At 71.7% G+C, this 12,113-nt stretch carries 11 protein-coding genes; 8 read left to right on the top strand and 3 right to left on the bottom strand.

Features of this window, described 5'->3' with window-relative positions:
- The first annotated feature begins 103 nt into the window (after positions 1-103).
- The 7 genes from AB0G10_RS16415 (at position 104) to AB0G10_RS16445 (ending at position 7,520) form a co-directional block, all read left to right on the top strand.
- Complete coding sequence (locus AB0G10_RS16415) at positions 104-1,063, top strand: ABC transporter permease (RefSeq protein ID WP_360921414.1); 960 nt, start codon at positions 104-106, stop codon at positions 1,061-1,063.
- Positions 1,063-2,982 (top strand): dipeptide/oligopeptide/nickel ABC transporter permease/ATP-binding protein, encoded by a 1,920-nt coding sequence (locus tag AB0G10_RS16420; protein WP_360921417.1) that lies wholly within the window; start codon positions 1,063-1,065, stop codon positions 2,980-2,982. Before AB0G10_RS16415 ends, AB0G10_RS16420 begins: the two co-directional genes overlap by 1 nt.
- The gene (locus AB0G10_RS16425) at positions 2,975-3,967 is read left to right on the top strand and encodes an ABC transporter ATP-binding protein (protein ID WP_360921420.1); all 993 of its coding nucleotides are present in this window, start codon (positions 2,975-2,977) and stop codon (positions 3,965-3,967) included. Before AB0G10_RS16420 ends, AB0G10_RS16425 begins: the two co-directional genes overlap by 8 nt.
- Positions 3,964-4,908 carry a dihydrodipicolinate synthase family protein gene (locus AB0G10_RS16430; protein ID WP_360921423.1) on the top strand — a complete coding sequence of 315 codons (945 nt, stop codon included), beginning with the start codon at positions 3,964-3,966 and terminating at the stop codon, positions 4,906-4,908. Before AB0G10_RS16425 ends, AB0G10_RS16430 begins: the two co-directional genes overlap by 4 nt.
- The gene (locus tag AB0G10_RS16435) at positions 4,905-5,825 is read left to right on the top strand and encodes an ROK family protein (RefSeq protein ID WP_360921426.1); all 921 of its coding nucleotides are present in this window, start codon (positions 4,905-4,907) and stop codon (positions 5,823-5,825) included. The genes AB0G10_RS16430 and AB0G10_RS16435 overlap by 4 nt, the downstream gene beginning before the upstream one ends.
- Positions 5,822-6,511: an N-acetylmannosamine-6-phosphate 2-epimerase gene (locus AB0G10_RS16440; RefSeq protein WP_360921429.1), complete on the top strand. Its 690-nt coding sequence runs from the start codon at positions 5,822-5,824 to the stop codon at positions 6,509-6,511. Before AB0G10_RS16435 ends, AB0G10_RS16440 begins: the two co-directional genes overlap by 4 nt.
- 88 nt (positions 6,512-6,599) lie before the next feature.
- Entirely contained in the window at positions 6,600-7,520 is a 921-nt protein-coding gene (locus AB0G10_RS16445; protein ID WP_360921432.1) for an alpha/beta hydrolase, read from the top strand.
- A gap of 12 nt (positions 7,521-7,532) precedes the next feature.
- Here AB0G10_RS16445 and AB0G10_RS16450 read toward each other — a convergent pair whose 3' ends face one another.
- Together AB0G10_RS16450 and AB0G10_RS16455 are read right to left on the bottom strand one after the other, a co-directional pair.
- On the bottom strand, positions 7,533-8,210 hold the full coding sequence (locus tag AB0G10_RS16450; RefSeq protein ID WP_360921435.1) for a FadR/GntR family transcriptional regulator: 678 nt from the start codon (positions 8,208-8,210) through the stop codon (positions 7,533-7,535).
- A 151-nt stretch (positions 8,211-8,361) separates the two neighbouring features.
- Positions 8,362-10,122: an exo-alpha-sialidase gene (locus tag AB0G10_RS16455; protein ID WP_360921438.1), complete on the bottom strand. Its 1,761-nt coding sequence runs from the start codon at positions 10,120-10,122 to the stop codon at positions 8,362-8,364.
- Between the two features lie 290 nt (positions 10,123-10,412).
- On the opposite strand from AB0G10_RS16455, the gene AB0G10_RS16460 reads away from it, so the two are divergent.
- A complete protein-coding gene (locus AB0G10_RS16460) occupies positions 10,413-11,579 on the top strand; it encodes a cellulose-binding domain-containing protein (RefSeq protein WP_360921440.1) in 1,167 nt (388 codons plus the stop codon).
- Between the two features lie 164 nt (positions 11,580-11,743).
- Here AB0G10_RS16460 and AB0G10_RS16465 read toward each other — a convergent pair whose 3' ends face one another.
- Positions 11,744-11,965 (bottom strand): hypothetical protein, encoded by a 222-nt coding sequence (locus AB0G10_RS16465; RefSeq protein WP_360921443.1) that lies wholly within the window; start codon positions 11,963-11,965, stop codon positions 11,744-11,746.
- Between the last annotated feature and the right edge of the window lie 148 nt (positions 11,966-12,113).

Consider the following 12,113-nt stretch of genomic DNA (forward strand, 5'->3'; position numbering starts at 1 on the left):
TGTGTGTGGTGTTGTGTGGTGTTCTATTCCTTTGTGCAGCTGTTTGTCGGTGTGGGGGGGGGGGCGGCGCCCCCCCCCCCCCCGACTCCGAAAGGAGCATCAGGTGGACGCCATCCTCGGCATCGTCCTGCGCCGGCTCGCCGCGCTGATCCCGCTGATGCTCGGCATCATCCTGTTCATCTTCCTGGTCATGGCGCTGTCGCCGAACGACGCCGCGCTCTCGGTGCTCGGCGACCAGGCCACCCCGGAACAGATCGCCGCTTTCAACGCCGCCAACGGCCTGGACCAGCCGCTGCTGATCCGCTACGCCGACTACCTGTGGTCGCTGCTGCAGGGCGACCTCGGGCAGACGTTCTCGCTGAACGCGCCGATCAGCGGCATCATCACCGCCGCGCTGCCGGTCACCTTGCAGCTGACCGCGCTCGGTGTCGGCCTCGCCGTGGTGCTCGCGCTGGTGCTGGGCATCACCGGCGCGCTCTACCGCGACCGCTGGCCCGACCAGGTGACCCGGCTCGTGTCGATGGCCGGGATCTCCATCCCGTCGTTCTGGCTGGCCATCCTGCTCATCCAGCAGCTGTCCACGATTGGTGGCGGGTCGCTGCCCTCCGGTCACTACGTGGCGCCGTCGGAGTCGGTCAGCGGCTGGTTCCAGCATCTGATCCTGCCGGCGATCGCCCTCGCGGTGCCGACCGGCTGCGCGCTCGCCCGGGTGGTGCGGACCTCGATGGTCGAGGAACTGGACCGCGACTACGTGCGCACCGCGATCGGCGCCGGCCTGCCGCCGATGGTCGTGGTCGGCCGCAACGTGCTGCGCAATGCCCTGCTGACCCCGCTCACCGTGCTCGGCCTGCAGGTCGGCTACCTCATCGGCGGCGCGGTGATCATCGAGGCGATCTTCACGCTGCCCGGCATGGGCACCCAGATCATGAGCGCGGTCCAGCAGAACGACATCGGCCTGGCCCGCGGCCTGGTCATCACCATCGCGCTCGGCTTCGTCGTCGTGAACCTCGTCGTCGACCTGCTGTACCTGGCGGCCAATCCGCGGATGCGAGGAGCCCACTGATGATCAACGCCTTCCGGCGGTTGCCGGCAACCGCCAAGATCTGTCTCGGCTTCCTGCTGCTCGTCGTCGCGGTCGCGGTCGCCGCGCCGTGGCTGATCCGGCACGACCCCACCCAGGTCGCGCTGGCTCCACCGTCGACCGGCCCGAACGGCGACCACTGGTTCGGCGTCGACCGGCTCGGCCGCGACATCTTCTCCCGCCTGGTGGCCGGCACCCCGCGCTCGCTGATCGTCGGCTTCGGCTCGGCCGGGCTCGCGCTGCTCATCGGCGCACTGCTCGGCGCGGTCGCGGCGACCAGCCGCAAGGCCGTCGACGAGACGGTCATGCGGCTGCTCGACGTGGTGATGGCGTTCCCGACCATCGTGCTCGCCGCGATCCTGGTCGTGGCGTACGGCAACGACAGCGTCACGGTGCTGGTCGGCGCGATCGGGTTCGTCATGATCCCGCAGATCGCCCGGCTGGTCCGCGCCAACGTGGCCGCGCAGTACCAGGAGGACTACGTCGCCGCGGAACGGGTCATCGGCGCCGGCCGCCGGCACATCCTGGTCCGGCACGTGGCCCGCAACTGCGCCGCCCCGATCCTGGTCTACGCGACCGTGATGGTCGCGAACGCGATCGTCTTCGAGGCTTCGCTGTCCTTCATCGGCGGAGGCCTGCAACCCGAGGCCGGGCCGTCGTCGTGGGGCAGCGTCATCGCCTACGGCCAGCAACTGCTGGCCAGCGGCGGCTGGTGGGCCACGTTCTTCCCCGGGCTGCTGATCCTGATCACCGTGCTCTGCCTGAACATCCTCGCCGAGGGCATCTCGGACGCCTGGGCGGCCCCGGCCGCACGACGGCGCTCCGGCGCCGGTCCGGCCGCGATCGAACTCGCCGACGCCGAGAAGGAGACGGCGGTCGCGCTGCCCGGCCTCGCGCAGGCGGCGGCCCGGCTGGCCGCCGCGGCCCGGCCCGCCGTCACCGCGCCGCCCGTGCTGTCGGTGCGGGATCTGCGGATCGGGTTCGCCGGCAGCCACCGGGGCGTGGACATTGTCGACGGCGTCAGCTTCGACGTCCGGCCCGGCGAAGTCCTCGGCCTGATCGGGGAGTCCGGTTGCGGCAAGTCGCTGACCGCGCTCACCGTGATGGGTCTGCAGCCGCGTGGCGCCCGCACCGGCGGCGCCATCGAGTTCGACGGCGTCGACCTGCTCACCCTGGGCGCGGCTCAGCGGCGCCAGATCATGGGCCGGCGGATCGCGATGATCTACCAGGACGCGCTGTCGGCGCTCAACCCCTCGATGACCGTACGAGCGCAGCTCAAGCAGATCATCAAGCGGGGCGGCACGCGGACCGCCGAGGAGCTGATGGCGCTTGTGGGCCTGGACCCGGCGCGCACGCTCTCCTCGTACCCCCATGAACTCTCCGGCGGGCAGCGGCAACGTGTCGTCATCGCGATGGCGCTGGCCCGCGACCCGCAGCTCGTGGTCGCCGACGAGCCCACCACGGCGCTCGACGTCACCGTCCAGGCACAGGTCATCGAACTGCTGCTGCGGCTGCGCGCCGAACTCGGCTTCGCGCTGATCCTGGTCTCGCACGACCTGGCCCTGGTCAGCGACGTCTGCGACCGGATCGCGGTGATGTACGGCGGGCAGATCGTCGAACAGGGCCGCACCGCGGATGTGCTGGCCGCGCCCACCCACCACTACACCCGCGGGCTGCTCGGCTCGGTGCTGTCCCTCGAGGCGAAAGCGCCCCGGCTCGTGCAGATCCGCGGCACCGTGCCGTCACCGGCCGACTTCCCGGCCGGCTGCCGGTTCGCCGACCGCTGCCCGCAAGCCACCGCGATCTGCGCTGCCGAACGCCCGCCACTCGCCGAGGTCAACGGCCATCTGGCGGCCTGTCACCATCCCGCCCTGGTTCTCGAGGGGACCCGTCATGACTGAAAACCTGGCCGAACTGCGCAAGGTCAGCGTCGCCTTCCGGGCGCCGGGCGGATCGGTGTTCAGCAAGTCCCGCGTGCACGCCCTCACCCAGGCCGACCTGACCGTCGCGCCGGGCGAGACGCTCGGCGTGGTCGGCGAGTCCGGCTGCGGCAAGTCCACCCTGGTCAAAGTCCTGGTGGGCCTGCAACAGCCGACCCACGGCACGGTGCGGATCGCCGGCAAGGACATCTGGGCGCTGAGCACGGCAGAGCGCCGCAGGCACATCGGCAGCCGGATCGGCATGGTCTTCCAGGACCCGGCCACCTCGCTGAACCGCCGGCTCAGCGTCGAACAGATCATCAGCGATCCTCTCGACGTACAGAAATGGCGCGGAACCACCGACCGGCGCAAGCGGGTCGCCGAGCTGATGGATCTCGTCGGCCTGCCCGCCTCGGCGCGCGATGCGCTGCCCAGCCAGATGTCCGGCGGCCAGCGGCAACGCGTCGCCATCGCTCGGGCCCTCGCGCTGGAACCGCCGCTGCTGGTGGCCGACGAACCCACCTCGGCGCTCGACGTGTCGGTCCGTGCGCAGATCCTCAACCTGCTGCTGGACCTGCGGACCCGGCTCGGTCTGTCGATGGTCTTCGTCTCGCACGACCTGCAGACCGTGCGGCGGGTCGCCGACCGGATCGTCACGATGTACCTGGGCCGGGTCGTCGAGGAGACGCCGTCCGCGCGCATCGAGCACGGGCGCCACCCGTACACCCAGGCCCTGTTCTCCGCCGCACCCGGGCTGCTGAACCCGATGCGCCCGATCCCGCTGAGCGGCCCGGTGCCCTCGGCGGTCAACCCTCCGTCGGGGTGCCCGTTCCGCACCCGCTGCTGGCGGGCCACCGACGTCTGCTCGACCGAGATGCCGCCGTACGCCACCGACGCCGACGGCCGCTATCGCTGTTTCCACCCCGTCACCACCCCGGCCGATCTGCCGGTTCAGGAGCTCGCATGAATACCCTCGTCACCATCGCACCGCCGCTGACCGGTGTGGTCCCGCCGGTGTGCACGCCGCTGACCCCGGACTTCGAGGTCGACGTCGACTCGCTGACGCGGCTCGTCGACTTCCAGATCGCCGGTGGCGTCGACGGGTTGTTCATCCTCGGCTCCTCCAGCGAGGTGGCGTTCCTGCCGGACGGCCATCGTGCCGTGGTGGTCGACACCGTCCTGAAGCACGTCGCCGGCCGGGTGCCGGTGCTGATCGGCGCGATCGACATGACCACGCTGCGGGTGCTCGACCACGCCCGCCGCGCGGTCCGCGAGGGGTGCGCCGGCATCGTCACCACGGCGCCGTTCTACACCCGTACCCACCCGGCCGAGGTCGAACTGCACCTGCGGCGCATCGCCGAGCAGTGCGAGGCCCCGCTCTACGCCTACGACCTGCCGGTCTCGGTGCACACCAACCTCGACCACGACATGCTGCTGCGCCTGGCCGGGGAGAAGGTGCTGGCCGGGCTCAAGGACTCCACCGGCGACGACGGCGCGCTGCGGGACCTGATCGTCGCGCGCAACGACGCCGGCCTGACCGGGTTCAGCATCCTCACCGGCTCCGAGCTCACGGTCGACAGCGCGCTGCGGATGGGCGCCGACGGTGTCGTGCCGGGCCTGGGCAACGTCGACCCGCAGGGCTACGCCACCCTGTACCGGCACGCCCGCGCCGGCGACTGGGACCAGGCGCGGCTCGAGCAGGAGCGGCTGCTGCGCCTGATGCGGATCGTGCGGGCCGCCCCGGCGAACCGGATGGGCCGCGGCTCGTCCGCGCTCGGTGCGTTCAAGACCGCGCTGAAGCTGCGCGGCGTCATCGACCACGCCGTCACCACCGTGCCGCAGATCCCGCTCGACGAGGCGGAGACCGACTACGTGCGGCGCATCCTGGTTGCCGCAGGCCTGCTGTGAGCACCGTCGCCGCTGTCGACATCGGCGGAACCAAGATCGCCGCGGCGCTGGTCGACGACACCGGGGCGGTCCGCGACCGGATCCGGGTCGACACCCCGGCCGGCGCGACGGCGATCCTCTGCGTGGTCGCCGAACTCGTCGCCGGCCTCCGGGATCGTACGCCGGAACCGATCCAGGCCGTCGGTGTGGCCGCGCCCGGCGTCGTCGACACCGAGGCGGGCGTGGTGCGGTCCGCGACCGGCACCATGCCCGGCTGGGCCGGCGCACCGGTCCGCGCCGAACTCACCGGCCGGCTCGGTCTGCCGGTGGCCGTCGCCAACGACGTCCGTACCGCCGCTCTCGGCGCCGTCCGGGACCCCCGTCTCGCCGGCTGCCGCGACGTGCTGCACGTGTCGGTCGGCACCGGTGTCGGCGGCGCGCTGATCCGCGACGGCCTGCCGGTCACCGGCCCGCACGCGGTCACCGGCGAGATCGGGCACCTGCTGGTGCCCAGCTTCGGCGCGCTGGCCTGCGGATGCGGCCGCCGCGACCATCTGGAGGCGGTAGCAGCCGGTCCGGCGATCGCGGCGGCGTACGCCCGGGCGACGTCGCAGCCGGTGCGCCCGCTCACCGAGGTGGCCGCCCGGATGCGTACCGGCGACATCGACGCCGCGACGGCGGTCCGATCGGCGGCCCAGCTGCTCGGCCGCGCGCTCGCCGGCCTGGTCGCCGCGGTCGACGTGGACGCGGTGACCCTCGGCGGCGGGGTGGTGCACGGCATCGACGAGTTCGCCGATCTGGTGCGCGACGCACTGCACGCCGAGGCCCTGCCGCCGCTACGGTCGCTGCCCGTCCTCGTGCCGCAGACCGGACCGGACACCCCCCTGCTGGGCGCCGCACGACTGGCCCGCACCACCACTCAAGGAATCCGCACATGAACCTCGAGCAGTTCACCGCGCTCATCCGCGGGAATCTTATCGTCTCCTGCCAGGCCGGCCCCGATCACCCGCTGCGGGACTCGGCGACCATCGCCCGGCTGGCCCGGGCCGCGGTGCTCGGCGGCGCCCCGGCCGTGCGCTGCGGGGGAGTGGGCGGCATCGACGACGTCCGCGCCGTCGCCGACGCCGTGCCGGTTCCGGTCATCGGGCTCACCAAACGGGGCACCTCGGGCGTGTTCATCACGCCGACCGTCGACGACGCGGTGCGGGTGCTCGAGTCCGGCGCGACCGTGGTGGCCGCGGACGGGACCCGCCGGCCGCGACCGGACGGCGCGACGCTGAGCGATACGGCCGACGCGGTGCACGCGGCCGGTGGGCTGCTGATGGCCGACGTCGCCACCCTCGCCGACGGTGTCGCGGCGGCCGAGGCCGGCGCCGACCTGATCGCCACCACGCTGTCCGGCTACACCCCGGACAGCCCGCAGCAGGCCGGACCCGACCTCGCCCTGGTCGCCGCGCTCGCGGCCGAGCTGCCGTCGGCGCGGATCGTGGCCGAGGGCCGCTACCACCATCCCGAGCAGGTCCGGGCCGCCCTGGATGCCGGCGCCACCGCGGTGGTGGTAGGCACGGCGATCACCGACCCGGTCTGGATCACCCGCAGTTTCGTGGCGGCGACGCAGCACTGAGCCGCCTTTCCCGGCCGAGACGGCCCGGCCCGCGCCGACGACGAAGTCGGGGCCGGCCGGGCCGTCTCCACCATCGACGGAGGAACTGTTGTCTCGACGAGACCTCATCGACCCGCAGATGCGGCCCGCTCTCGAATCGCGGCTCGAAGCCGTGCCCGGCGGCTTCGGGGCGATCCCGGACATCGTGCGCCGCCGGGCCCTCATCGCGGCGCTGGCCGGTGGCGTCGAGCCGGCGGCAGGCTCCGCGGTCGTGCGTGAAGACCACCCCGGGGTACGGGTGTACCGACCGGCCGGGCACACCGCGATGCTGCCGGGCATCCTCTACATCCACGGCGGCGGCATGGTGCAGGGCAGTGTGGCCGGCGCCGACGGCGACGCCGCGATGCTCTGCGCCGAGGTGGGTGCGGTCGTGGTCTCGGTGGAGTACCGGCTCGCGCCGGAACATCCGTACCCCGCAGCTCTCGACGACTGCTATGCCGCGCTGACCTGGATGTGCGGCGCCGCCGCCGGCCTCGGCCTGGACCCGGGCCGGGTGGCGATCTACGGACCCAGCGCCGGTGGCGGCCTCGCCATCGCGACGGCGCTGGCCGCCCGGGACCGCGGCGGCCCGGCGGTGCGGTTCCTGATGCCGATCTACCCGATGCTCGACGACCGCAACGAGACCGCGTCGAGCCACGAGATCACCGACATCGGCTCTTGGGATCGCGCCACCAACATCGAGGCCTGGAACTGGTACCTGAACGGCCGGCCCGCCGACCGGTACGCCGCACCGGCCCGCGCCGACGACCTGAGCGGCCTGCCGCCGACCTTCATCGACGTCGGGACCGTCGACCTGTTCCGCGACGAGGACATCGCGTTCGCCCAGCGGCTGATGGCCGCCGGTGTCCCCACCGAGCTGCACGTGCACCCCGGCGCCTACCACGGCGCCGAGGCGCTCGCCCCGGACGCGGACCTGTCGCGGCGGATCCTGGCCCTGCGCCTAAACGCGCTGCGCCGGGCGCTCGCCTGACCGGTGCCGGATTCAGCGTGGCTGTGCGGCCGCCGCGGCGATCCGCCGCCGGACCGGGGCGTAATGGGAGTCGACGGCCGCCACGAATCCGGCGACGTCACGGGCGTGCGCGGCGTCGACCATCGCCCGGTGGGCGGCGACCGTCTCGGTCTCCTCCTGCCGGTCCGCCAGGCCCAGGTGCGGGGCCACGATCGCGTAGACGTCCCAGAAGGCGGCGGTGAGCTGGCTGATCAACTCGTTGCCCAGCGGCTCCATCAGCAGGCGGTGGAACGCCCGGTCGCTGTCCACCAGCGACGCGCCGCTGTCGTGGCAGCGCTGCATGTCGGCGGCGAGCCGGTCGAGCTCGGCGAGCCGGCCGGCGTCCAGCCGCTCGATGATCTGCGCCGCCATGCCCTGCTCGAACAACTGCCTGACCTGGAGCAGATCCAGCAGGACGCGGAAGTCGTCGGCCGGGCTCAGCAGCCCACGGAAGGTCAGGCTTTCGACCAGGGAGGTCAGAGACAACCGCCCGACGTACGTCCCGGAGCCGTGCCGGACCTCGACGATGTCGAGGGCGGCCAGCGTCTTGATCGCCTCGCGCAGGCTGGAACGGCTGGCGTTGAGCGCCTCGCCCAGCTCGCCCTCGGTGGGCAGCGGATCACCGGGCTGCAGCCCGGTCTCGATGATGTACCTCTTGATCTGTTCGGTCACGGTTGCCCGTAGCGAGGGGCGGCCCTGACGGGCCGGTCTGACGTCCGCCGGCATTACTCCGCTACCTCCCGTGGCACTGCGTGGGCAAACGCTAGCAGGCAGACGGATGCCGCCCCGCGAACCTCGCGGGGCGGCATTGTGGTCGGACGGGTCAGGCGCCCTTGACCCAGTCCAGCGAGAACCGGGCGAAGTAGATGCCGCCGCGGTCACCGACCTCGTACAGGTCAGCGACCGTGCCGTCGGCGAGCACCGCCATCGTCGAGTAGCCCGCCGCGCCCGGCTTGACCAGCGCCCGCGCCGGCCAGCTGGCGCCGTCGTCGGTGGACAGCCGCACGGTCAGGTCGTTGCGGGAGCCCGGGTTGGCGTTGTTGCTGAACAGCGTCGTCGCGGTGCGCGGCGGGGCACCGCTGGCGCCGCGGTCGGCCGGGCGCAGATACGAGATCTCGTCGGCGTTGCACAGCGGGTCGGTCAGCAGCGGGCTCGCCGTGGCCGCCCCGAACGTCGCGGCGCCGTCGGCAGAGGTGGCGTAGAAGCGGCTGCGGGTGGTGTTGTGCCGCATGTTCTGCACGATCGCGCCGGTGTTGCGCTCGATCGCCTTGCTCTCGTTGATGTTCGCGCCGGCCGAGCCGCCGCGCCGCCACGTGGTGCCGTGGTCGTCGCTGTAGATGTTGGCGGTCTGGCTGGTGCCCGCCGCGTTGCGGTAGACGATCGGCTGGATCAGGCGGCCGGTGCTGGTCTGGATGCCGTGCCCGGAGGAGAAGAAGACCTGCTGCCAGCTGGTGTCCTTGATGGACGGGTTCAGCTCGACCGGGGCACTCCAGGTCGCTCCGTTGTCGGTGCTCTTGATGTATTGCAGGCGCATGCTGTTCGGGTCGGTGACGGTGTTCAGGCCGGTGCCGGCCGACCAGAAGCTGATGCCCGGCCGCGGCGAGTAGGTGTAGAAGCAGTAGACAGTGCCGGTGGTGCGGTCCACCAGCAGGCTGGGGTCACCCGCGCCCTCCGAGGTGGTGGCCGGGGCGTGGATGATGCGCGGCTGCTCGAAGCTGCGGCCGCCGTCGGTGCTGCGGATCATGGCGATCTGGATGTTGTTGGTGCCGCCGCCGAGGTCGTACGAGCCGTTGACGCGGGCGTCGGCCACCGCGATGACGGTGCCGTTGTTGGTGACGGCCATGCCCGGGATGCGCACCGAGGCGACGGTGCCGTCATAGCGTCCGTTCGGGCCGTTCAGATCACGGATCACGGTCTGCGTGGTGAGCAGGGTGGTGACGTTCATCTGCGGGGTTCCGGCCGTCATGCCGCAGGTCGCGACACCCCGGTGGGTGATGTCCATCCCGGAGGAGGAGACCCGCAATGTGTACGGGGTACCGGCCGCGACGGTCCAGTAATGCAGTTTGTTGCCGCCCGCGGCGAGCGTGTCGGTCCACGGTGAGTTCGTCCGGCCCGGCCACGTCACGGTGAACGCCCGGCTGCTCGTGGTGCGGTTCTGCAGGACCAGCTGCAGCCGGCCCGCGGTGCAGTCGTAGCTGACCACCGACGACATGCCGGTGCCGCAGTGGAACGTCCCGGCGATCGTCTCGTCGAGCCCGGTCGGGGTGGTGGCACGCAGCGAGTACGCGGTGCCGGCGGCCAGGGTCCAGTACAGCTGCGTGCTGCTGCCGGCGGCGACCGTCCGGGTCCACGGCGAGCCGGTGCGTCCGGCCCAGGCCACGGTGTAGGTCTGCGCGGTGGTGCTGCGGTTGTCCAGGGTCAGGGTCAGCCGGTTGGTGGTGCAGTCGGCGCCGGCCTGGACGCTGACGCCGGCAGGAGCTGCGGCCGCGGCCGGTGCCGGGGCGGTGAGCATCGTCGCGACGAGGCCGGTGGCAGCGGCCAGGACGGCTGCCGTCCGGCGCACGGTGGTACGGGCTGGGGGCATGGGTGTCCCTTCCGGGGGATGACGAGCTCGGGGATCGATACTCGTAGGACATCAGATGTCTGATGACCGTAGGGGTGTGCTCGCGGGTCGTCAAGGATCGATCGTCACGCTGGGGCGCTCATCGCTCGCGGGTCGGTGCTCGAAAACGTGGGAGACCTGGGCTCAGTCACCTCCACCGTGCATCTCAGGCCAAGGTCGACCGGCGCTTCGCCCCGAGTAATACATGTACGATCGTCAATGCATGGGAGCGCTCCCAGCACTGACATCCCTCCGTCCCCTAGGAGATCCGCATGCGTCTCCGCTCTGTCCTGGCCGTCGCGGCGGTCGCCGTCGCTTCCGGCGGCATCGCCACCACGCTCGACGTTCCCGCCGCCGAGGCTGCGACCGTCTGCGCCGTCGACTTCACGGTCAACCAGTGGTCCACCGGCTTCACGGCCGACGTCAAGCTCACCAACACCGGACCGGCCGTCTCGTCCTGGACGCTTACCTGGTCCTTCCCCGGCGACCAGCGCGTCACGAACGGCTGGAACGCCCAGGTGAGCCAGTCCGGGCGCACGGTCACCGCGTCCAGCGTCGGCTGGAACGGCTCGCTCGCCACCGGCGGATCGGCCTCGTTCGGCTTCCAGGCGACATACTCCGGCACCAACGCGAAGCCGGTCGACTTCGCCCTCAACGGTGTCTCCTGCGCGGGTGACACACCGCCGAGCACCTCACCGTCCACTTCGCCGAGCACCTCACCCTCCACGTCCCCCTCCACCAACCCCGACCCGAACTGCCCCACCTGGGCAAGATGTGACGGGTTCGAGAACCAGGCCGCCGGTGCGCCGAGCGGGAACTGGGCGGTCACCTACCCCGACTGCCAGGGCGCGGGCACGGCGACCGTCGACAAGTCCGTCGCCCGTACCGGCTCCACCTCGCTGCGGGTCGACGGCGCCGCGGGGTACTGCAACCACGTCTTCGTCCGCAGCACCGACATCCTCGGCCTGGCCGGGAGCGCGCTCTACGTCCGCTACTACGTGCGGCACACCACCGCGCTGCCGGCGGCGCACATCACCACGGTGGCGCTGCGAGACGCCAACGACGGCGACCGTGACCTGCGCTTCGGCGGCCAGAACCAGGCGCTGCAGTGGAACCGCGGCTCGGACGACGCCACGCTGCCCGAGCAGAGCCCGGCCGGCGTCGCCCTGTCGCGGCCGCTGCCGGTGAACACCTGGAACTGCGTCGAGTTCAAGGTCAGCGGCGCGGACGGGACCATGGAGACCTGGCTCGACGGCGTGTCCGTGCCGGGGCTGCTGCAGGACGGCGTGCCCACGCACGACGTGGACGGTCAGTGGCTGAACCGCACCTACCGCCCGAAGCTCACCGACCTCAAGCTCGGCTGGGAGAGCTACGGCGAGGGTGCCGACACCCTGTGGTACGACGACGTGGCCGCCGGTAGCTCCCGTATCGGCTGCTGAGCTCCGCCTGCTGACGGCGCGCGGAGCGGACCCGCACACCTGGTTCCGCTCCGCGCGCTTCGCATGGGTGTAGTTCCTGAGATCCGGCGTCGGGATCTGAGAACACGCACCAACCTGGAGTGGCCCGTCGCGCAAAAGGCCGGACACGGCAAACCACACCACGATCATTCACGTTTCGGATGATTCGCCGGCCCGCCGTCGTGGTGGACGAACTCGAGCCCCTCGGTGGAGGCCGAGGTGACATGCACCTTGTCGTCGCGTACCTCGATGATGATCTCACCGATGGCGACGAGGTGCGGGTTGCGAACCTCGATACGGACCGACGTGTCCTTCTCCGGCTCGGCAACCTGGAGGAACTTGGGGGTGTTGCCGCCTGTCGCCGCCATTCAGAGGCCCCCGAGAACCTGGTGGAAGTTCTGCCAGCCGCGGCCGATCGGGTTGCTGGAGTTCGGTTCCCAGCCGGTAGCACCGGTCTGATCCGCCGTACCGTCGCCGGTGTAGCGGTACCAGAGGAGGTCGCCGTCGGGTTTGATG

It is taken from the genome of Actinoplanes sp. NPDC023714 (assembly GCF_040639855.1).
Lineage (GTDB): Bacteria > Actinomycetota > Actinomycetes > Mycobacteriales > Micromonosporaceae > Actinoplanes.

Coding starts and splice junctions, on each gene's coding strand:
- AB0G10_RS16465 (WP_360921443.1), bottom strand. CDS start 11,965: ATGGCGGCGACAGGCGGCAACACCCCCAAGTTCCTCCAGGTTGCCGAG.
- AB0G10_RS16460 (WP_360921440.1), top strand. CDS start 10,413: ATGCGTCTCCGCTCTGTCCTGGCCGTCGCGGCGGTCGCCGTCGCTTCC.
- AB0G10_RS16440 (WP_360921429.1), top strand. CDS start 5,822: ATGAACCTCGAGCAGTTCACCGCGCTCATCCGCGGGAATCTTATCGTC.
- AB0G10_RS16455 (WP_360921438.1), bottom strand. CDS start 10,122: ATGCCCCCAGCCCGTACCACCGTGCGCCGGACGGCAGCCGTCCTGGCC.
- AB0G10_RS16425 (WP_360921420.1), top strand. CDS start 2,975: ATGACTGAAAACCTGGCCGAACTGCGCAAGGTCAGCGTCGCCTTCCGG.
- AB0G10_RS16420 (WP_360921417.1), top strand. CDS start 1,063: ATGATCAACGCCTTCCGGCGGTTGCCGGCAACCGCCAAGATCTGTCTC.
- AB0G10_RS16430 (WP_360921423.1), top strand. CDS start 3,964: ATGAATACCCTCGTCACCATCGCACCGCCGCTGACCGGTGTGGTCCCG.